Source organism: Streptomyces fractus (genome assembly GCF_049844455.1).
Taxonomy (GTDB): domain Bacteria; phylum Actinomycetota; class Actinomycetes; order Streptomycetales; family Streptomycetaceae; genus Streptomyces; species Streptomyces fractus.
This window is the reverse complement of sequence record NZ_JBMYHI010000002.1, coordinates 2,044,559-2,064,298: the sequence shown is the minus strand read 5'-3', so window position 1 is coordinate 2,064,298 and position 19,740 is coordinate 2,044,559. Positions and strand designations below refer to the sequence as shown.

The following is a 19,740-nucleotide window of genomic DNA, read 5'->3' as shown; positions in this document are numbered from 1 at the left end:
GCTGGTCAGTAGGTGATCAAGAGCTGGTCGGGATGTGGTCAACGGAGGTGGAAGTAGCCGGAGTTGGCTTCGGTGAGCGCATCCCAGTCGGCGCCCGCGCGGAACCGCAGCACGTCCCAGCCGGCGTCCTCGAGCCGCTCGCCGGCCTCCTTGTCGCGGGCAGGCTCGGCGTCGTGAGCCGTACCGTCCACAAAGACCGCGACGTTCGCTCCAGAGATGCGGAACACGTAGTCGGGCCGGGCGGCGGCCTCCGGGACGAACACGCCCGTCTCGTCGGGCAGCCGGTATCCCTTGGCCTTGAGCCACGCGACGAGGTCTCCGGCGTCCACGAGCGCGGCCAGGTCGGTCTCCAGCGGTGTGCTGTCGGACTGAGGAGCGAGCCGCCGGAACTGCTCGCTGCGCGACTCGCCCCGGTCCTCCGCGGTCGTCGTCGCGGTCGCCAGGCTCCAGAGCAGCGGGCGTGCCGCATGACGGCTGAGGAGCTGGTGAACGCCCTGATTTCCGTACGTGAGCAGGCACTCGTAGCAGCCGCGTGCACACTTTACGGCGTCGCTGGGCCCCTCCTTGTCGGAGCCGTCCGCCGGGTCGTAGTGGCAGATCTCCAGGGCCTTGCGGGCCGCCTGGGCCAGCGCGTGCTTGTCGTGCTGGATGCGGCGCAGGACACCCGCGCCGCCCTCCGCGGCCTCGGTGAACAGGAAACGGCGGTGCGGACCGTCGTCCGGTGGGAGGAGTTCCGCGGTCAGCTCGGCGTCCTCCAGCTCGAAGGCCGCCTCGATGCCGCGCTCCAGGGCGTACATGAACGACAGCGCGATGTTCTCCGGCTGCGGCTCGTCCAGCGTGACCACGAGGATGTTGCGCCGGTCCTCGACGTACGGAAGGACCCGCTTCTTGCGGCGCTTCTCGTTGCCGTCCTCGTCGACGACGGGAATGTCGGTGCCCTTGTCGCCCTCGATGGCATCGGCAGCGGCCTTGTCGTTGAGCCAGCGGCCGTCACCGAGGTCGAGCCAGTAGCCGTCCGGTTCGCCCTCCTTGGCGCGAACCCGGCCGAGGTTGGTGATGCGCACGGTCGCCGAGTCGCCGTAGTCCAGGTCGAGCACCGGCGCACCGCCGGCGTTGGTGACGTGCGAGGTGAGCCGGCCCTTGCGGTCGCCGTGGTCCTGGAAGGCGTACGAGGTCTCGAGCCGGAACCCGGCCCTGCGCCGCTCCTCCTCGTCCGAGGAGATCCGCTCGCGCGGCATCGTGTACACGGTGTGCAGGTGCAGCAGGTTCTTGCGTCGGCTGTTCAGCGGCTCGTCGCACATGTCGCAGATGTCGACGTGCGCCGAACCCTCGTAGTGATAGCCACAGTTGTCGCAGCGCTTGGCCTCGGCCGTCGCCAGGTCGCCGGAGGCGTCCGGCGGCAGCTGGACGCGGGTGACCTGGTACCGGGCGCCCTCGTGGTAGATGAGCGCGCCGGGGCCGAACTCGCGGATCGCAAGGAAACGCGGGCGCTGCAGATAGTCGCCGTCGGCGTTGCGCCGGTTGCCGGAGCGGGGAATGTAGGCGGCCAGGGGGAGGCGCGGGAAGCTGTAGCCGGGCAGGAACCCTTCGGAGGCCAGGTAGCGGTACGGATTGAAGTCGCTCATCACCGACTTGGAGTCGGTAGAACGGTTCAGCAGCAGCGAGGTCTGCGTCTCCGCCTCGCGCCGTCGCGTGCGGGCGCGGGCCTGCTCGCCCTGGGTCAGCGTGTGGTCGACGACCCGCCGGTTCTGCTCGTACTGGTCGAGGACGGCGGCCCGGAACAGCTGCCGCCACCGGTCGAAGGCGGCGTCGAGCGCGCGCGGAGCCTTGGCGACCTGGTCCTCGATCCAGTCGTCGTACCACCAGGTGGTGTCCGTGAAGTCCGGGATCAGCGGGCCCAGGGTGGCGCGCGCCGCAGCGATCGCGCGGCGCTGGGCGTCCTCGTCCAGGGACAGGTCGCGGATGTCGTCGAGCAGCGGCAGCGGCATGTTCGGGTCCGGGCGCTCGTCGCCGTCCGGGTCGTAGGCGACGTCGACGACCTGCGGCACGGCCTGTCCCAGCTTCATGCCGGTCTCGGCCAGCCAGATGCCCTGTAGGTGCGAGCGCACCAGGTCCTCGTTGGCCAGCTCCAGGCGCGGTGGCGCGACCTGACCGGCCACCATGTCCTTGGACCGGCGGAAGTAGTACTGGTCGTGGCTGTTGCCCGTGGCGCAGTACGTGGTCACCAGGGCGGGCTGACCCGACCGGCCCGCGCGTCCGGAACGCTGGGCGTAATTGGCGGGCGTCGGCGGGACGTTGCGCATCATGACCGCGTTGAGGTCGGAGATGTCCACGCCCAGTTCCATGGTGGGGGAGCAGTACATCAACGGCAGTTCGGCGGTTCGGAACGCTTGCTCGCGCCGTTCGCGGTCCTCGGGAGCCACCTGCGCGGTGTGCTCTCGGGCGTACAGGCCGGCCAGCTCGGAGGCGGCGTCCTTGTAGAGGTCGCGGAAGAAGGGGTTGACCCGTGGGACCTCACCGCCCATGTAGGTACGTGCCAAGGGGTCGAGGGCACCGGCCTCGCCGGTCCCCGCCTTCCAGATCAGCGACGCCGCTGACACCCGATATCCCCGGCGCCGCTCGGTACGGTTGCGGCGGAACACCGGCCCGGAGGGTTCCGGGCCCGCCTCCACCTCGTGGACCAAGTCGGCGCCGCGCAGCACCTTCAGCAGATCCTCGATGACCGTCTGGATGTCCTCCGTGCCGAGTTCACGGAACGCGGGTGCCGTGCGCTTGAGGTACTTGCCGAACTTGCCGCGCGCGGACAGGAACAGCGCGGACCGCTCCATGCCCGGCCGGGAACCGTACGGGTAGGCGGTACCCACCTCCGGCTTGTCGCTCTCGGAGAGCACCCACGGGTCGACGAGTCGCTCCTCGCTGGCGCGCTGCAAGGTGTCGAAGTCGTCGCGGAAGTACTGCACGTCGATGGCGAGCGCGCGACGCATGAAGTCGAGCAGCGTACGGGCCACTTCGGCACGCAGTGCGGGATCCGCGTCGCGCAGCGCGAGGTGCGTGCTCTGCCAGCGCTCCTGCTCGTCGGCGATCCAGTCGAGGTCCTCGTAGTCGATACGGAGCAGGCCGGTCTGCTCCAGGTTGGGCATCGTGATGCGCCAGCCGCGCTCCAGGTCGCGATACAGGCGATATCCGACGACATCACGGAACACCTTCGTGGCCCGGCGCTCCATGCCCGGCGCCAACTTCGGATTCCCGGTGTACTCACCAGGAGCGAGCCCCATCACGTCGGTGACGGCCCGGCACAGGTCGTCGTGGCGCAGCCCGTCCTCGCCGGCCTCGCGAGCCGCCTGGTACAGGGCGCTGCGCAACTGTGTGACCTGCGCGAAGTCGTTGAAGTGGCCGGCCTGGAGCGAGGCGTCCTGCCGGTTGTCGACGAACGTAAGGAGCTTGCGGGACTCCTTCGACAACACGTCGGGGTCCACCTGACGAAGCGACTTGACGATCGACGCCGATACGACGGACGTCGCCGAGGAGCGGCCCTCCTGGTCGAGTGTGGCCAGCTTGGCGAAGTCCCGGCCACGCGTCTGCTCGTACGAGATCTGGCAGTGCAGGCAGAACAGGAACGGGGCCGGAATGAACGCCGCGACCAGGCCCTCGCCGGACTCGAGTCCGTACGGATCGACGACGACGCGCTTGGGTAGCCGGGGCCGGTAGGACTTCTTGACGGCGTTCACGCCCTGTCCGTCCGGCTCCAACCAGGACTCCGGAAGCCGCCGTTCGTCGATGGCCTGCTGTGGATCGGCCGGCCACTCGTAGTCCTCACCGGGCGTGCCGACGTACAGATAGCCTTCGCCGGCACGCCCGCCAGAGGCCGAGGTGTCGCGACGCGGCTCGTAATGGAACGAACCGTCCTTCTCGGTGCGCCAGACCGTCATGTACTCCTGCCCGCACTGGCGGCAGAACGCCAGCGGGAAGAGAGGCTTGCCGTCGCTGCCTGGGTACTCCAGCTGGTATGTGCGGGTCAGTGGTCGTGTCAGTGGGTCCTGCAGCGTCGTGTAGACCGTGTCGCCCTTGGACAGGAACTGGTGCAGCCGGAACGCGAACAACGGGCGTTCGGTCACCGGGTGCTTGGCCTGGGACCCGGCCTCGAGGGTCGCCCGGATCGCCTCCGCGATGGTCTCCTCCTCGACGCCGGACTCTTCGCAGAGGTCCTTCGCGGCCTGCTCGATCGTGCCGGGCGGGCAGCGCCGGAGCCGGCCGGTGTCCTGCTCGCGTTCGAGGCCGAAGCGCGATTCCAGCCAGCGGGCCAGCGGGTCCTGGGTGAGCGCCTTGTAGGACAGGGGGGCCGCGGCCGCGCGCAGCCGTTCCGCAGGCACCTGGGCCGGGGCCTCTTCGGTCGCGCGGACGAGTGTCTCGCCGATGATGCGGTGCGGCAGCACGGTGGTGCCGAAGAGGCGCCCTGCGACCATGGCCACTTCGCGCTGCTGGTCCTGCCAGGTTCCCTCGGTCGACATCGTCGCGGACGTACCAATGCATTGGAGCGTGTCCGCTGCCCGGCACGCCTCACGGACCCGGCGGATCAGCAGGGCGACGTCCGCGCCCTGGCGGCCGCGGTAGGTGTGCAGCTCGTCGAAGACCAGGAACTGCAGGCCCTCGGCCATGCGGATCAGGCTCGCCCGGTCGTCGGGACGGGTGAGCATGAGCTCCAGCATCACGTAGTTGGTCAGCAGGATGTCCGGCGGATTCTTGCGCAGTTCGCGCCGGTCCTCCTCGCTCTCCTGCCCCGTGTAGCGGGCGAAGGTGACCGGCTCGCGGCCCGCGCCGAAGCCGTGCTGCAGGTACTTCTCCAACTCCCTGAGCTGGGAGTTGGCCAGCGCGTTCATCGGGTAGACGACGATCGCCCGCACACGCCCCTGAGCTCGTGGACCTTCCGCCTCCCGTTCCTTCAGAACCCTGTCCACGATCGGGACGATGTAGGAGAGCGACTTACCGGAGCCCGTACCGGTCGTCAGCACGTACGAGTCCTCTGCCTGAGCAGCCTCGATCGCCTCACGCTGATGCCGGTGGAAGGTGAGCGGCCTGCCGCTGGGGCGCCGATCGTCCCGCTTCTTGCCGGCCTGGAACACCTCGGCGCACTTCGGGTGGAGGACACCGTCGCGCACCAGGTCCTCGACCGTGCCGCCGTCGTCGAAGAACGGGTTCAGCGACAGCCATGGATCCGGCCACTGGGACTTGTGCGCCAGGTCGTCCTCGATGAAGCCAGCGATCCGCCCGTCGCGAACGACTGTGGCGCCCTTGGTGAAGCGCTCGTACTCGTCGATCAGGCCGCTGTGAAGGGTGAACACGTCCATGGCGTCGGGTACGCGCGGCTTGCGACGCGGAGCCGGCACCTCGACCGGAGGCGATGGTTCAGGGAAGTCCTCACGCAGGCGGGCCACCGGATCCATCGCTGCCCACTCGGGGGCGAGCAGGGCGGCCGAGTCGTCGTCCGCAAGTGCGAGCGGAGCGAGGATCTCGCGGACCTGGGTGGCGTTCTCCGGACGGTTCGCCGCGTCCTTCTCCAACAGTCGGTTGACCAGCAGGACGAGCTCGTCCGGAAGATCGGGGCGGACCACGGTGAGCGAGGGTGGGGCCTTGTACTGGTGAGCCTCGGACAGATCGAAGGCGGCCTTGGCATTGAACGGTGGCTTGCCGATGAGGAGTTCGTACAGCACGCACCCGAGCGCGTACAGGTCGGCGGAGGCGGTGACGAGCTCGGCGCGGAACTGCTCGGGCGCCATGTAGCGAGCCGTGCCCACCGCTACCCCTGTACTTGTCAGGCGGGTCTGGTCGGGGTCGTCGACGATGCGTCCCATGCCGAAGTCGAGGATCTTGACCGTGCCGTCGCGCGTCAGCATCACATTGGCGAGCTTCAGGTCCCGGTGCACGATGCCGGCACTGTGCGCGGAGGCGAGGCCGGCCGCGATCTGCGCGGTGATGGCCGCTGCCCAGGACACGGGCAGTTGGGGCGCCTCGTCGATGAGCTCGGACAGAGGATGTCCGTCGAGGAGTTCCATGGCCAAGTACGGCAGACGGTCCCCGGCCTCGGGCCCTGTGGTGTCGACGCCGCCGGCGATGAGGCGGGTGAGGTTCGGATGGCGGGGAGAGAGGCGGCGCATGATGTCCACTTCGCGGCGGAAGCGCTCGACCGCGTGCGTGTCCTGCGAGGTGTCGATCGCCATGCCGGTCCGGCCGCGCAACAGGGTCTTCACCGCGACCTCATGATCGGCGGGGCCGTTTCCGGATGCCTGAAGATCCGTGGCCCGGTGGACCTGCCCCATGTTTCCGCGCCCGATGACCCCCGTGATCCGGAACCGTCCGGCCACCGTCTGCAGGTTCACTGGGACTCCTTCGAATGTCATCCGCCTCGATGCAGACCAGGTGCGCGGCATGGGCACCCTGGTCGAGTCAGCGTACACCTCTGAATGAGGAATGGGGAGCATATTTATGTGTTGACGTAGTTAACATGTCGCAGTGTTTGGTCGTCAGTCGGCGACGCGGTGCTCGTCCCTCTCCAGATGCCCCATCACCGTCTGATGCGCCCGCCACCCGTCCGGAAATTTCGGCGGTACGTCCAGGTGGACCGGCCGCGTGCTCGGGTGGCGGTCCAGTAGGTCCCGGATGCCGGCCCGGGCCACCACGATGCACGCGTGCCGGTGGCGCGACAGCAGGACGCACAGGCGGCCCGTCTCCAGGTGGAAGGCGCTCGCGTCGTGCCGACCGGAGAGCGGATGCCACACCAGCGTGACATCGAACTCGCGGCCCTGGAGGCGGTTGGCCGTGTCGACCGTGATGCCAGTCAGGCCGCGGGTGGCCAGGCGGGTGCGGACCGCGTCGGCCTGCACCGTGCGTGCCGTGCCGACGGCGATGCGGGACTCCGTGAGGCGGACGTCGTTCGCCGTCGCGCCGCGCTCCAGGACGCGGGCGGCGCAGGTGGCGAGGGCCTCGGCCACCTCCGGGTCGTCGTCGAGGGTGTGGCGGGGCGGGAGTTCGAGGTAGCCCCAGCCGGAGTCGGCGGCGCGGGTGAGGACGGTGTCGACCGGCGTGAGGCGGTGGGCCGTCGTGGCGTAGGTGAGGGTGCGGTCGGCTGTCCGCGTGCCCGAAGTGAAGGGGTAGTACGGGTAGAAGGCGCGTTGGACGACGTCCGCCGCTGTCTCCGGGAGGCGCCAGGAGATGGGGAGTTGGTGGCGGGCCAGGTCGGTGTTGTGGGCGAGTGTGACGTCCACCGCGTTGCGCAGCGGGTCCCACGTCAGGCCGCGCCAGCGGTCCGTCTCCACCGTGGCGAAGGGGTCCAGTTGGCCGGGGTCGCCGACGAACAGGACGCGGGAGTCGGGCAGGGAGAAGAGGGGCGCCGTCGCGAGGAGTGCGTCCGAGCGCATTTGGTACGCCTCGTCGACGATCGCCCACTGCCAGGGTTCGCACTTCTCGGGATCCACGTATGACCATTTTGCTGCCGTCGAGACGACGATGGGGAGGGTGCGCAGGTCCGTGATCTGTGAACTGGCTGTGACGTTCGGGTGGTTGGTGACGCGGGGTGGGAGAGTGAAGCCGGTTGCGTGCAGGCGGCCGATGGCGAGATCACGGTGTTCGCGGGCCAGGCGGTCGACGAGGTCGTCGACCTGCTCGTTCGTCTGCGCGACGATCATGAGCTGGCGGTCGGTGTCGGCCAGGTGTCCGGCGGCCTTGACCACGAGCGTGGACTTGCCGGCGCCGGGTGGGGAGTCGACGACGACGCCGCGGCCTGGTGCCGTGTCGAGGTCGGCGAGGATCGCGGCGACGGCCCTGTCTGCGCGTGCGCCGGGGGACTCGGATTCGTGCGTGGTGTCCGTCATTCCCACAGTTCCTCCGCGTCCTCGGGCGTCGGGTCGTACGGGGCCGGCGGGCCGCCGTGCGTCCACGGGGTGTCCTCGTCCGTGGGCAGGCTGCGGGGGACGCCCCGCGGGTCGAGGGTCGTGTAGGTGAGTTCTTCGCCGAGGGCGGGGACGGCGCCCGGCGGGAGCGGCTGCTTGTAGCCACGGCCGAGGCCAGTGACGATCTGTAGGACCACCTCGAAGGCGCCGTCGGACGTCGGGCCGACGTGGACGACCTCGGTCTTCTGGCCCATGCGGGCCGGGCATCTGACGGTCGCACCGACGGGCGCGCGAGGGAGTTCCGTCGTGCGCAGCGTCACGGTCGGGCGTCGCCTCGGCGTCGTGCCGGTCGTGTCCAGGCGTTCCGGGTCCCGGGCCACGACCGTGCCCGTGAAGGCCTCGCCCGTCAGTTCGTACTCGCCCATGACCAGCGGGTCGTCGTAGGCGCACTCGACGGCGAAGCGGGTCGTGGCGTCCTCGAGGCGGGCGAGGCGACGGGCAGCCGATACGGCATGGTCACGACGGGCCTGAGGGTGTCCGTCCTCGTCGAGGTAGGTCGCGTACGAGGTGAAGAATTCGCGGTCTCGTGTCCAGCGTCGCTCGACGTGGGAGGCGGCCGGGAGGGATCGCAGGAGGTCGACGCCGTGCCACAACTGCTTCCAGGTGGGCAGGAGTTGGCCTTCCAGCTCGCGGTCGATCTGGCGGGCGGCGACCTCGCGGGCGCGGTCCGTGGTGGCGTCCCGGTGGCGGGCGACGAGCTCGTGGAGCTGAGTGTCGAAGACCGGGTCGGTGGTGGGGCCTGCGGGCGGGAACACGTCGGGGTCTTCGGCGAGGCGTGCGGCCTGCGCGCCCGTGCTGTCCTCGGGCGGGGCGATCCAGGCGAGGAGCGAGGCCAGGTTGGCGTCCTCCGTGGGGCTCTGCCCCGTGGCCCAGTGGAAGCCGAGCAGCCGGGTCATGGCGAGGAGCGCTGCCGAGCCGGGGAACTCGGCCGCGTCCGCGGCCCACGTCAGCCATTTCCCAAGCGTGGGCACCGTGGGATCCACCGCGTAGGGGCCGTCGGTCGCGCGCAGGCGCGTCGAGCGGCCGAGAAGGCGCAGGTATGCGATCCCGGCCGTGTTCGGGACCAGGATCTGCGGAGCGCGCAGCGCCCGGACCCGTTCCTCCTTGGGGCGGCCTGCCGTGTACTCCTCGGTCTCGGCGCGGCACTCCTCGATGTATGGCAGCAGCAGGCCGGCGAGGCGGGCGCAGAAGTCGAAGCGCTCGGTGCGGTCCTGCGGCCGGTGCACGGTCAGCAGCGTCGGCCGCTCCGGATCCGTGCCGGTGAGTGCGGCGAGCGGGGCGCAGGCCTCGCCGGCGAGGGTGAGCGGGACGAGGGCGAAGGGCCGGTCGTCGATGTGGTGATGGCGCACCGTCGTCAGGCGCTGCGCCTGTCCGGTGCGGGTCGCGTGCAGGGCTGCGACCGTCGTCAGTGCGCTCACGCGACGTCACCTCCGCGCAGCCGTCGCAGCCGGTGGGCGGCCCGCAGCTGCTCTACGGCGTCGGCCACCTCGGCGCCCGGCGGGGCGGTGCCGTCCAGGTGGGCGAGGGCGGTGCGGGTGGAGTCGATGCCCGGCAGGTCGTTGCGTACGGCGCTGCCCAGGCGGGCGGGCAGGGCGCGGCTCTCGGCCTCCTCGCGGCAGAAGCGGGCCATCTCGCAGAACGACAGGCAGTCGGGCATGTAGGCGGCGTCCAACTCGGCGACTGCTGCGGCGAGTTCGGTGGGGTCGCGGTCGATGTCGAGTGTGGCGGAGGGCGGAAGGAGCGCGGCGATCGCCGCGGCGCGCGGCAGCCGGGACAGCTGGAACTGGAGGGCGTCGAGCTCCTGGCGTACATCGACGATCCGGCCGTAGGGGCGGTTGGAGAAGTCCTTGGGGCAGACGAGGAGGAATTCGTGGGCGATCTGCTCGGGATCCCGGCCGGCGGCGTTGAAGGCCCGGCGCAGGGCGAGGACGTAGACCGCGGCCTGCTTCGCCGCCTGTGCCACCGCCGTCGGGTCCGCCTGGCCGTCGATCGCGGCGAAGGACTTGATCTCCACGACGTAGAACTTGCCGTCGACGCGATGGCTGAGCGCGTCGGGCTCCAGGTACGCGGTGCGGCCCGCCACGTCGAGAGTGAGGACCGGGTGGTCGAGGATGAGCCGCTCGTCGAGCCCGTGCGCAAGGCGCTCGACGATTCCCCGGGTCTCCCGCTCCCTGCGCCTCAGCGACGTGTCACCGGCGACGTCGTTCAGGTCGACCACGGCGGCTTCCGCCACGGGGACCCCCAGCTCCGCGCGCAGCAGCCGGATCAGCTCGGCGTAGCCGCCCCACTTCACCAGTGCCTCGAAGCTGTGACCGCGGGCGATCGCGAACGGGGACTGGCCCGAGCGCGGGTCGTGGCCGATCCGGGAGGCCAGGGCCGTCTTGTCGATGCCGGCGGCATCCAGGACGGCGCGCCGGGAGCAGGCGGGGTTCGCGGTCAGCGCGGTGATCTTGCGCGCCGTGTACGACTGCGGGTCCCGGGGTCCTCGCAGGTGCGCGAGTCTGTCGCCGGCGGAACCGGGATGTTGCGGGGACATCGTCTCTTCTTCGGTCTGCTGCTCTTTTTCTTCGGTTCTGGCGTCTGTACCTGTATTCAGCTTCCGCCGTCGGCGACAGGGCGCAAGGCGTGCGGCGACGCCGCACCGAACAGCTGTTGCGCATCGGCGAGTCGAGCGCGAGCCCGGTCCGCCGACTCCTGGCGCTGCAGGTCGTCGGTCTCCCGGTGCACCGTGGCTTCGCTGTGCGCGGCGGCGATGACGCGGGCGGGGTCCGGGTCCCCGTCATCGTAGACACCTGGAATATTGACAGCAAAACGCCTCAAAAGCCGCCATGCCGCATCGGGCGGGCTGTGGTCGGCCGCGAGCAGGCGCTGCATCTGCTCGGCGATGCCGACGGCGTGGGTGAGGAAGTCGCATCGCGGGCTGAGCGGGGCGATGATGCGCCGCTCCAGGGGCCAGACGGACACGGCGAGCAGGCCGCGGGCCGCCGCGAGCCGGTCATGGGTGAGTGCCGCGCAGATGTAGTACGCGCGTGAGTGCCCCTGGGAGGCGAAGGAGCGTTCCTCGTCGCGGCGGAGCGAGGCGAGCTTCGTGGCCACGAGGGGCTCGGCGAAGAAGGCCTCGTGCACCGAAGCGATCAGCTTGGGTGAGGCGGGGGCGCCGAGCACGGTCAGTGACTGGTGCACCTGCTCCCTGACGGGGACCGCGGCGCCCCGGGCCGGGCGCGGGGCGGCAGGTGTGGGCAGGGGGGCGGCCGCCTCTTCGGGCGCGACCTCGGCGTCGAGGGCTCGCTCCCAGGCCACTTCGCAGGCGCGCAGCTCGGTGCGGATCTGCTTCGTCCGCGTTTTGTCGCGTGCGCGGGCGGCGTCCCGCAGCTGTGCGCGGAGGTCCGTCAGGCGCTCTTCAAGCTCTTCGGGTGATGCGGCCATGTCGACAGCCTACCGCTGAACCATGCTCTTCCAAAGGTTTCCAAGAAATTCCAAACTTGGTGTACGTTCGTGGAGTCGGACGCCGCTGTGCGTCGTCCGCCCTGTCCCGCCTACGCCTGCTTGCTCCCGGAGCCGTGGGCCTTCCGATTCGCACCTGCTCGAAGGGACGGTTTCGCCATGCCTGCTTCCCACACCACGCCGTCCAAGCGCCGGCCGCGTCACACCTGCGGCAAGCGCCACTTCGGGGACCGGATCAGCGCGGAGCTGGCGCTCGCGTACATCTGGCGCGACCCGAACGACGATGGCCGGCCCGCCCCACGGGCCGCGTACGACTGCCCGACCTGTTCGGGATGGCACCTCACCTCCCAGAAGCCCCGGTCTCGGCGACCCGTGCACAACGGTCCCGAGACCAAGACGCAGAAACTCGTACGCGGCAAGGAGCACAAGGTCATGCGCTACGTGGCCGACTACCGCGCGGTGCACGAACACGGCCCCACGTGGAGCGAGCTGGCCGTGGCCTTCGGGTGGTCGCCGGGCCAGGGCGCACATGCGATCCGCTACCTCACCGCCCAGGGGTGGCTCGCTTCCACGGGTCGGCCTCGCTCGCTGCGCCCTGGCCGGCGCTCCGCCTGATCTCCCGTATCCGCTCACCGCCTCAAGCACGCGAAAGGCTCCACCGTGCATTCCGACACGCGCCCGCTGCTCCTGTTCGACCCAGACCTGCCCCAAGGCGGGGTGTCTGGGAAAGGACAACGCATCATGGCGCACTCACCACACCGGCGCTGGAAGGGCTGCCGGCTGTGCAAGCCGCACAAGCTGCGCGGCTTCGGCCGTTCCATGAAGGACCCGGCGGCCGTACGCCGCCGCCTCGGGAAGTCGCGTCGGCTCCGCCGCGGCGACCTCGGCGATCAAGGCTGACGCCATGGCTGCTCCCGCCCGCTTCGCCGGGCGGGAGCAGCCACTTCCTCTCGCCCCCTCGCGGGAACCCCCTCAGCGGCGCTCAACTCCTCATCGCCCGACACCACTTGGACCCCTCTTGCCCACCCCGTACCACCCCACCCGCACCTGTCCCCACCGTTGGTGCCGTCCCGCTCACCGGCTAGCGGGCGTCCTGGGGCTGCTTGTCGTGGCCCACGGCTCGTTCCAGAGCTTCACGTACTTCCTCTACTCCGTGGCCATGGGTGTCCTGGGCTGGCAGATAGTCCGGCTCGTGTGGCGCCGTTCGCCCACCGAGGTCGCCGCACTCGACCGGATCCGCACGCACCGGCTGACCGTGCACCGGGGCTGGGCACGCGTCGCGATCGCCCTCGACGTCCTCTTCGTCTCCCTCGGTGCGCTCGCCAATGTCCTCTCCCTGGTTAATACGGACCAGAAGGCGTCGGTGCCGCCTGCAGACGTGGAGGGCGGGGTCGTGCTGGTGATCGGAGTAGCGCTGCTCGTGTTCTGGGAGTTCGCACACTGGCGGGCGACGCATCCGCGCCGCACCAAGCGGGCCCGCTTCTGGGCGTGGGCGCCCCAGTCGACCTGACGGAGGAAGGGGGGCGATCAGTAGCCCACCGTCCAGCACCGCCATGAGCGCACATTCCAATGAAACGAACGGAAAGGCCGGACGTGCCGCACCACCAGCACCCAGACGGAGCGACGCAACGGAGGATCGAACTCCTCGCAGCCCTCGGCGAGCTCGACGAGAGCGAGGCGATCGGGAGTGCCGGTGACGGTGTGCAGGAGCGACCGGCGGACGACAACGCCCCGTGGCGCCCGCTGCCGCTGGGCCGCCAGTACAGGTACGCGAACGGCCTCGTGGTGTGGGTGGACGACCTCCATACTCGGGAGCCGGCCGGATTCCTGGACGGGCCTGAGGAAGACGAGACGGTCGTTGAGTGCAGCGTGACCGTCGTGAATCGCGCTTCCGCTCCTACGAATGTCTCCCGCATACGGGCATCGGCGCGGGCGGGCAGGCACGGCGTGCAGGCGCGGAACTCGACACTGTCCGCGTTGCCCTTCAGCGGGCGTCTGCTGCCTGGTCGTGCCGCGACCGGCACTGTCTCGTTCATCCTTCCCGCCAATACCCTGGACCGGGTCGACGTCGAGGTCGATGTCGACCCCTACAACTCGCGCCACGAGGAGTCGGCGACCTGGACGGGAGCCGCCACAGGCGCGGTCCGGCGGCGCCCGGCCGAGCGTGGCGACGTCGCCGCCGGCCCGGACCCGGGCGCCCTCGACGAAGCAGTCCAGCAATTGACGGCCCTGGTCGGCCTCGCCCCGGTCAAGGAACACGTCCGCATGCTCACGGCCCAGCTCCGCCTGGCCCAACTCCGGCGCGACCACGGCCTTCCGGCCGGGTACGCCCCACACCACCTGGTCTTCACGGGCCCGCCCGGCACCGGCAAGACGACCGTCGCCCGAATCGTCGGCAAGATCTTCGCGGGCGTAGGGCTGCTCGCGCGCGGACATGTGGTGGAGGTGTCCCGCGGCAACCTCGTTGGACGCTTCGTCGGCCACACCGCCGCGAAGACGAACAAGGTCATCGACAGCGCGCTGGACGGCATCCTGTTCATCGACGAGGCGTACTCCCTCATCAACACCAAAGGCGACGACGACCGGGACGCGTTCGGCGACGAGGCCGTGCAGACGCTCCTCAAGCGGGCCGAGGACGAGCGCGACCGGCTGGTGGTGGTCCTCGCCGGCTACCCCGACGAGATGGACGTCCTCCTGACGGCCAACCCTGGGCTCGCCTCGCGCTTCAACACACGTATTCCGTTTCCCAGTTACTCGGCCGACGAGCTCGCGGCCATCACGCAAGTCCTGATCGCCGACCAGTCCGACGTCCTTGACGAGGAGGGGCAGCGGGCGCTCACCGAGTGCTGCCGCGCCGTTGAAGAGGGCGGGCTCGCCGACACGCTCGGCAACGGCCGCTTCGCCCGCACCCTCGCCGAACGCACCGCGGCGGCACGGGCCCTGCGGGTCGTGGAGAACCTGGATGGCAGGGAGCCCACCCGCGACGAACTCGTCACCATCAGCGGTGGTGATGTCGCTGCGGCTGTGCGGCGGTTCCTGCCCACGGGGCTCGGACCGTGTCCCCGGGACGGAAGCGGACCATGTGCGCTCACGTGAGGGGCACACGTTCACAGTGACGCAGAGTATTCCAGGAAGCGTCGATGTCACCTCTTCATCCAATTTGACACCTTTGTCCAGGGGTTGTGTCCTGGCAAGCACTGCTTGGGCTATGGCTGCGCGAGCGCCCGAGGCCATGACAGCAAGCGGCACGATGAGGCGCGGCATGCAAGAAAGGCGGTCTTCGATGCTGGACCCCGGCTACTTCGAGATCGACATTCCTCTGGAGCACGTCGATTGGGCCCAGACCCATGCCTTTGGTGACGACATCTTTGGCCTGGGCACCGTGACCGAGGGTGAACACGAAGGCAGGCCGGTCGCGGTCCTACGTACCGACCGCGGAACGCGCATCTATGTCGGAGAGTCGCAGGCGTACGCCAAGGAGGCCCGAGACGCCTTGCTGGCGATCTACCTCGAGGGCGGGGATGCTCCTGCGGACCTCGAGCTTGGCGACGGTGAATGGAAGATCTACCGGGCTTCGGACAGCAGCGCATACCTCGTGAAGTGGGACCCCGACGAGGGGAGCAGCATCGAGGCGGGCACGTACAGCGAACTGGCGCTGGCTGCGGCCGGCCAGCTCGCCGGTCGATTTCAGCTCGGGGACCACGAGGACGAGGATGCCGACATCGGTGAGGACGACGAAGACTACGGTGACGCCGAGTTGCGCGAAGGGTGTCGGGCTGAGGTTGGTGCCTTGCTGCGGAGTCTGCAGGCACAGGGGCTGATCCGTGAGGGTCGCAGCACCAAGGCTGCCCGTGGCAAGAGTGCGGTCGCTCGTGAGCTGGAGATCACCACCGCGCGCCTGGAGTCGATCCTCGCAGGTCACGCATGGTCCTGAGCAGCGTCGACTTGAGCATTCGTTCGCTTTACTCCCTCGCCGCGCCGGAATTGCTCCGGTGAATCCGAAGGGTTCCCATCCCGTGACCTTCCTTCCCAAGTGTCTTGCGACCCTCGACTTCAGCGACGGCAGTCGTGCTGAGCTGCGCCGACTGAGCGTCGGTCTCACTTACGAAGGGCTGATGCAAGGCACCCCCGACTCACGCTTCAACCAGGAACTCATCGACGGTGCGCGGCAGCAGGCTGTCCGTGCGAGCCCGCATGTCCCCGTCTACGTCCTCGCCCCTCCGCGCCGCCTCGGCGACACCAGGCGCGAGGAGTGGTTGCCGGGTGTGCACTGTCAGGGCCGGTTCACCGGCCAGGATGCCGGTGGCCGGCACGGCGACCTGAACATCGTCTGGTGGCAGGACGACACGGACCTGCCCTTCTCCGAGGAGGCTCGGCGCAGGCTCGCAGCTGTCGAGTGGTCCGTACTGGCCGAGGAGCTGTATGACTGAGAGCCCTGGCGTTCCGGAGGCTCCGCCCTGCTTCCCGGGGTCCCCTACCCCCAGCGGCCCCTGGTGCACGGACGGCGTCTTCAGGATCGGCGCTCTGTCCGAAAGCCCCAGTGCCGGACCGTCCGTCCAGGCCGTCATCACGGCCGAGGGACTCCGCTTGGTGCTCGGTGACCTCCTGCGCGACACCGAAGAGGCGTACTGCGACTGGCTCGCCGTTCGCGAAGGCGCACACTCGGACTCGCCGCAGACCTTCAACTACGGACTCTGGTACTCCCTCCGTCTTTACCGAGGAGCGCAGGATGTGGCCGTGGTGATCGCCCAGTGCCTAAACCCCGAGCACCCCACGGGGTCCTATCGCGTCGCTAAGGGCGGCTTCGAGCAGGTGGCCGTCCGAACGGCCCGTCTGGTGCTCGACGGCAACGGCCTGCGGGAGCGAGACGACAGCCCGCCCCGGAAACTCCCGGACGGTGGCACGGAGTTCGACGACTTCGGGTGCACGGAGGTCGACCGGCCCGCGGTGGCGAAGCTCCTGCGCCGTCTCCGGCTGAAAGACGAGCACAACGACCCCTCGGCGACCTTCACTCTCGACGACCTCTCCCGCCTGCTGCAGCTGACCCCGGAGCGGCTCCGCGAAATCATGAACGGCCGTATCTGGCAGGACTCTTTCGGCTTGGACAGCGACCTGCCCCCCACCCCCGAGGAGACCGGATGAGCGAGAGTCCCACACTGCTCGACGACCCGCAGCACCTGCGCGACCTGGTCCGCTTCCGCGCCGAACACCCGCCCCCGCTCCCCGTCGGATTCCACCAGGCCGTCGGAGAACTCAACCTGTGGCGAGCCGCGATGCACGCCATCGGCTTCGAGGGCGGCTTCCTGCCGCTGTCCCTGCTGGTACGCAGCGGCGTCGCGGTTGGTCTCGCATACGGACTGTACGGGGGCGAGGTCCGCCCGGACTGGGGCGTGCTGTACGAGGCGCTCGGCGGCGACGAGGACGCCGTGAGCGAAGCGCGTTGGTGTGTACGCGAGACCTTCGGGGCCGACCACCCCGACCCCTGGGCGGACCGCAGGTTGTCAGATGTGCTCGCGACGCACGCGGCCATGGGCGAGGGGCAGGGCGTGGGACCGGCCCGCGTCACCCGAGCCGAAGCCGGTCGGCGCGGCGTACGAACCTTGCGCATGGAGTGGAATTGCCGCCCGACCGGAGAGGCCGTGACGATCGAAGAGGCGCTCGGGCAGCACCGAGGGGGCCGCGCCCCGAGCGACGAACCCTACGTTCCCCTGCACACCAGCGAGGGCCCGGCCATCCCCGGATTCCACTACGAGCCCGCACGATGACTGCGCCCCGGCACGACGGGACACGTAACGACGCAACCCCGGCCGCGCACCGCACAACCATGCATCGCATCACCCCGTACGCCCCGCTCACCGAGGCCGATGCCCGACAGCTGCTCGACCGCATCGCCGGCTTCGGAGTCACCATCGAGCCCGGCCTCACGGAGGCCGAAATCGCCGCTGCTGAACGACGTTGGGGGTTCCGCTTCGCGCCCGAACATCGCACGCTGCTCGCCGTTGGCCAGCCTGCCGACAGCGAGGAGGACAACTGGCCCGACTGGCGAGACCTGGATAGCGGCCGCATCAGTGAACTGATGGAGTGGCAGGCGAGAGGGGTGGAGTCGCAGGTGGACAGAAGCAACTTCTGGCATCCGTCGTGGGGTTCGCGACCTGATGACCCTGCTGTAGCCCTCGCCCTCGCGCGTGAACACACCGCGGTCCTGCCCATCCTGGTTCCCGTCGACGGCTGGCGCTTCCTGCCGGAGGCCGCCCATGGCACAGGGAACCCCGTCCTGTCCTTCTTCGGCCCCGGTACCGACGTACTCGCCGTCGGCCGCGACCTGGCCCACTACTTCACCGGTCCGGGAGACGAAGACCTGCCCAACCCAGTCCACGCCACCGCTGCCGACGTGCCCTTCTGGACCACCTGCGGACGAATCGGCAGATGGGAGGAAGGCGCGGACGGTCACCCGCCCAATCCCGGGCCCCACGCGATCGCCACCCTCTTCGCACGGAGCACCTCATGACCCACGAAGCGAACACCGGGTACCGCATACTCGCCGGCGCGCCCACATCGCCGGTACTGCTGCACGTACCGCACTCGGCGCGGCACATCCCGGCCGACGTGCGCCGCGACATGGTCCTGGACGACACCGCCCTGGCCGTGGAGCTGGACCACATCACCGACGGTCACACCGCCGACATCGCGGCACGTGCGGCGCAGCAGGTGGAACTCACTCCATGGCAGTTCATCAACCAGCTGTCCCGACTCGTCATCGATCCCGAGCGCTTCCCTGATGAGCGCGAGGAGATGCTGGCTGTGGGCATGGGCGCCGTATACACCCACACCACCCACCGCGAACCACTCCGCAAACCCGGACACGACCCCCAGCCCCTGATCGATGCCTACTACACCCCCTACGCGCAGGCCATGACCCAGCTCGTCGACGACCTTCTGGCCCGCACCGGTCGAGCAGTGATCATCGACGTCCACTCGTACCCGACCCGCACCCTCCCGTACGAATTGCACGGCGACGGCCCCCGCCCGCCAATCTGTCTGGGCACCGACCCCTTCCACACCCCACCCGAACTCCTGGACCGAGCACGGGAGGCCTTCGCCTCGACGGGGGAGACGTCGGTGAACAGCCCCTTCGCCGGTACATACGTGCCCCTCAAGCACTACGGCCGAGACGCCCGCGTCCAGGCACTGATGATCGAGATCCGACGCGACCAGTACATGCACGAGCCTGGAGGCAGTACGACCCACGGGGTTGACTCTTTGGCCGCTGGGCTCGCGGCTCTTGCGGGGTCCGTAGCCGGCGGGGTGCCGGTGACCAACTATCAAAGAGAGAATCGGACATGACCAGCACCTCCGTGACGCTGCCGATCCACCCAGAGCTGCTGGAGCGCGTGCGGCAGCGACTCAACTTCAGCACCAACAAGCAGTTCCAGCAGGCGTCCCAGGCCTACATCAAGTACCTTCTGGCTCAGGCGGGCAAGCATGCCGGGACTGACATCGCCCGCAGCTTCTACGAGACAGAGATGGTGCGCTATGCCGAGCTGGCCCATGACACCACGTTCTGCGGTGCGACGGCGGATGTACCTGCCGATGATGTCAACGATGTGCAGCGGCTGGCCGTTCTCGACCTCGCCGATCTCGCTGTCCGGTACGGGTGCCCGGTGCCCGAGTTCGAGCCCGAAACCAAGATCTGAACGTTTGCCACCCCGAAGGTCTTCGAACGGGACACACCAAGTTTGCTGCATCGCCAGTCCTGCCCCGCGGCGACGTTGACTCCGACGAGACCGGGCAGCAGCAATCCTTCCCTTCGTATTGGCGTGGTTGGACCCCGCTGTCAGGCCCTGGATCGGCACACCGTTCACGCCGTAGCAAGCGCCAGCTCCGTGCGCAACGGCGCCACCAATAGGTCCACCGTCCAACTCCCCCCTCGGACACCGACCCCAGGCCCAACGGCCGCCGGGGAGCCCTTCGGGGAACACTGAGAGTGCTGGTTGAGATCCATCTCGACCAGCGCTTTTTGTTGTGCGGGTTGATAGGTGAGGGTGAGTCCGAGCTCGCGGTAGATCTTGGCTTTGTCGGCGGGGACGGCGTCGCGGATGACGGCGGTGAGGTTGCGGACGGCGCCGCCTTGCATCTTGCGCTGGCAGGCGCCGCAGAAGAGGACGCCGCGCAGGAGGTACGGGCGGCAGGAGAAGCGTTCGGGGGGCGTTCGTAGGCTTCGGCGAGGGTGACGGCCCGCTGGTCGCGGACCTGCTCGGCGGTGCCGAAGTGCACGGAGGCGGGGGTGTGCAGGCCGATCCCGGAGTGCCGCCGCTTCTCTGGGGGTCGTTTCATTGCTCCGGCTTGAAGATGG

At 69.4% G+C, this 19,740-nt stretch carries 17 protein-coding genes and 1 pseudogene; 12 read left to right on the top strand and 6 right to left on the bottom strand.

Annotation, left to right across the window (positions count from 1 at the left end):
* Nucleotides 1–38: 38 nt before the first annotated feature.
* The 5 genes from ACP4E5_RS11275 to ACP4E5_RS11255 form a co-directional block, all read right to left on the bottom strand.
* The gene (locus tag ACP4E5_RS11275; RefSeq protein WP_425827544.1) at nucleotides 39–6,374 is read right to left on the bottom strand and encodes a protein kinase domain-containing protein; all 6,336 of its coding nucleotides are present in this window, start codon (nucleotides 6,372–6,374) and stop codon (nucleotides 39–41) included.
* A gap of 144 nt (nucleotides 6,375–6,518) precedes the next feature.
* Nucleotides 6,519–7,865, bottom strand: a complete 1,347-nt coding sequence (locus ACP4E5_RS11270; protein WP_425827542.1) for an AAA family ATPase — start codon at nucleotides 7,863–7,865, stop codon at nucleotides 6,519–6,521.
* Entirely contained in the window at nucleotides 7,862–9,361 is a 1,500-nt protein-coding gene (locus tag ACP4E5_RS11265) for a hypothetical protein (protein ID WP_425827540.1), read from the bottom strand. Before ACP4E5_RS11265 ends, ACP4E5_RS11270 begins: the two co-directional genes overlap by 4 nt.
* Nucleotides 9,358–10,479 (bottom strand): hypothetical protein, encoded by a 1,122-nt coding sequence (locus tag ACP4E5_RS11260; RefSeq protein WP_425827538.1) that lies wholly within the window; start codon nucleotides 10,477–10,479, stop codon nucleotides 9,358–9,360. Before ACP4E5_RS11260 ends, ACP4E5_RS11265 begins: the two co-directional genes overlap by 4 nt.
* Before the next feature lie 56 nt (nucleotides 10,480–10,535).
* Nucleotides 10,536–11,369: a hypothetical protein gene (locus ACP4E5_RS11255; RefSeq protein WP_425827536.1), complete on the bottom strand. Its 834-nt coding sequence runs from the start codon at nucleotides 11,367–11,369 to the stop codon at nucleotides 10,536–10,538.
* Nucleotides 11,370–11,546: 177 nt separating this feature from the next.
* Here ACP4E5_RS11255 and ACP4E5_RS11250 point away from each other — a divergent pair, with 177 nt between their 5' ends.
* The 12 genes from ACP4E5_RS11250 to ACP4E5_RS11195 all read left to right on the top strand — a co-directional run bounded on the left by ACP4E5_RS11250 (nucleotide 11,547) and on the right by ACP4E5_RS11195 (nucleotide 19,602).
* Complete coding sequence (locus tag ACP4E5_RS11250) at nucleotides 11,547–12,002, top strand: LexA family transcriptional regulator (RefSeq protein WP_425827534.1); 456 nt, start codon at nucleotides 11,547–11,549, stop codon at nucleotides 12,000–12,002.
* A gap of 126 nt (nucleotides 12,003–12,128) precedes the next feature.
* Nucleotides 12,129–12,287, top strand: a complete 159-nt coding sequence (locus ACP4E5_RS11245) for a hypothetical protein (RefSeq protein WP_425827532.1) — start codon at nucleotides 12,129–12,131, stop codon at nucleotides 12,285–12,287.
* Between the two features lie 208 nt (nucleotides 12,288–12,495).
* Complete coding sequence (locus ACP4E5_RS11240) at nucleotides 12,496–12,897, top strand: hypothetical protein (protein ID WP_425827530.1); 402 nt, start codon at nucleotides 12,496–12,498, stop codon at nucleotides 12,895–12,897.
* Between the two features lie 59 nt (nucleotides 12,898–12,956).
* Nucleotides 12,957–14,483: an AAA family ATPase gene (locus ACP4E5_RS11235; RefSeq protein WP_425827528.1), complete on the top strand. Its 1,527-nt coding sequence runs from the start codon at nucleotides 12,957–12,959 to the stop codon at nucleotides 14,481–14,483.
* Nucleotides 14,484–14,670: 187 nt separating this feature from the next.
* Entirely contained in the window at nucleotides 14,671–15,321 is a 651-nt protein-coding gene (locus ACP4E5_RS11230; RefSeq protein ID WP_425827526.1) for a hypothetical protein, read from the top strand.
* An 82-nt stretch (nucleotides 15,322–15,403) separates the two neighbouring features.
* Nucleotides 15,404–15,817: a hypothetical protein gene (locus tag ACP4E5_RS11225; protein ID WP_425827524.1), complete on the top strand. Its 414-nt coding sequence runs from the start codon at nucleotides 15,404–15,406 to the stop codon at nucleotides 15,815–15,817.
* The gene (locus ACP4E5_RS11220) at nucleotides 15,810–16,529 is read left to right on the top strand and encodes a hypothetical protein (protein ID WP_425827522.1); all 720 of its coding nucleotides are present in this window, start codon (nucleotides 15,810–15,812) and stop codon (nucleotides 16,527–16,529) included. Before ACP4E5_RS11225 ends, ACP4E5_RS11220 begins: the two co-directional genes overlap by 8 nt.
* A complete protein-coding gene (locus tag ACP4E5_RS11215) occupies nucleotides 16,526–17,152 on the top strand; it encodes a hypothetical protein (protein ID WP_425827520.1) in 627 nt (208 codons plus the stop codon). The genes ACP4E5_RS11220 and ACP4E5_RS11215 overlap by 4 nt, the downstream gene beginning before the upstream one ends.
* 59 nt (nucleotides 17,153–17,211) lie before the next feature.
* Nucleotides 17,212–17,895 carry an SMI1/KNR4 family protein gene (locus tag ACP4E5_RS11210; RefSeq protein ID WP_425827518.1) on the top strand — a complete coding sequence of 228 codons (684 nt, stop codon included), beginning with the start codon at nucleotides 17,212–17,214 and terminating at the stop codon, nucleotides 17,893–17,895.
* Entirely contained in the window at nucleotides 17,892–18,731 is an 840-nt protein-coding gene (locus ACP4E5_RS11205) for an N-formylglutamate amidohydrolase (RefSeq protein WP_425827516.1), read from the top strand. The genes ACP4E5_RS11210 and ACP4E5_RS11205 overlap by 4 nt, the downstream gene beginning before the upstream one ends.
* Nucleotides 18,728–19,081 carry a hypothetical protein gene (locus ACP4E5_RS11200; protein ID WP_425827514.1) on the top strand — a complete coding sequence of 118 codons (354 nt, stop codon included), beginning with the start codon at nucleotides 18,728–18,730 and terminating at the stop codon, nucleotides 19,079–19,081. Before ACP4E5_RS11205 ends, ACP4E5_RS11200 begins: the two co-directional genes overlap by 4 nt.
* 290 nt (nucleotides 19,082–19,371) lie before the next feature.
* Nucleotides 19,372–19,602 carry a hypothetical protein gene (locus tag ACP4E5_RS11195; protein WP_425842180.1) on the top strand — a complete coding sequence of 77 codons (231 nt, stop codon included), beginning with the start codon at nucleotides 19,372–19,374 and terminating at the stop codon, nucleotides 19,600–19,602.
* On the opposite strand, the pseudogene ACP4E5_RS11190 reads toward ACP4E5_RS11195, so the two are convergent.
* Nucleotides 19,587–19,697 (bottom strand): annotated as a pseudogene (locus ACP4E5_RS11190) (IS3-like element IS1141 family transposase); the annotation flags it as partial. The gene ACP4E5_RS11195 and the pseudogene ACP4E5_RS11190 sit on opposite strands and share 16 nt — an antisense overlap.
* Nucleotides 19,698–19,740: the final 43 nt, after the last annotated feature.

Bases quoted from the DNA above. Each gene is read 5' to 3' on its own strand.
- ACP4E5_RS11270 (WP_425827542.1), bottom strand. From the start codon at position 7,865: ATGACGGACACCACGCACGAATCCGAGTCCCCCGGCGCACGCGCAGAC.
- ACP4E5_RS11260 (WP_425827538.1), bottom strand. From the start codon at position 10,479: ATGTCCCCGCAACATCCCGGTTCCGCCGGCGACAGACTCGCGCACCTG.
- ACP4E5_RS11255 (WP_425827536.1), bottom strand. From the start codon at position 11,369: ATGGCCGCATCACCCGAAGAGCTTGAAGAGCGCCTGACGGACCTCCGC.
- ACP4E5_RS11250 (WP_425827534.1), top strand. From the start codon at position 11,547: ATGCCTGCTTCCCACACCACGCCGTCCAAGCGCCGGCCGCGTCACACC.
- ACP4E5_RS11245 (WP_425827532.1), top strand. From the start codon at position 12,129: ATGGCGCACTCACCACACCGGCGCTGGAAGGGCTGCCGGCTGTGCAAG.
- ACP4E5_RS11235 (WP_425827528.1), top strand. From the start codon at position 12,957: ATGAAACGAACGGAAAGGCCGGACGTGCCGCACCACCAGCACCCAGAC.
- ACP4E5_RS11230 (WP_425827526.1), top strand. From the start codon at position 14,671: ATGCTGGACCCCGGCTACTTCGAGATCGACATTCCTCTGGAGCACGTC.
- ACP4E5_RS11220 (WP_425827522.1), top strand. From the start codon at position 15,810: ATGACTGAGAGCCCTGGCGTTCCGGAGGCTCCGCCCTGCTTCCCGGGG.
- ACP4E5_RS11215 (WP_425827520.1), top strand. From the start codon at position 16,526: ATGAGCGAGAGTCCCACACTGCTCGACGACCCGCAGCACCTGCGCGAC.
- ACP4E5_RS11210 (WP_425827518.1), top strand. From the start codon at position 17,212: ATGCATCGCATCACCCCGTACGCCCCGCTCACCGAGGCCGATGCCCGA.
- ACP4E5_RS11205 (WP_425827516.1), top strand. From the start codon at position 17,892: ATGACCCACGAAGCGAACACCGGGTACCGCATACTCGCCGGCGCGCCC.
- ACP4E5_RS11200 (WP_425827514.1), top strand. From the start codon at position 18,728: ATGACCAGCACCTCCGTGACGCTGCCGATCCACCCAGAGCTGCTGGAG.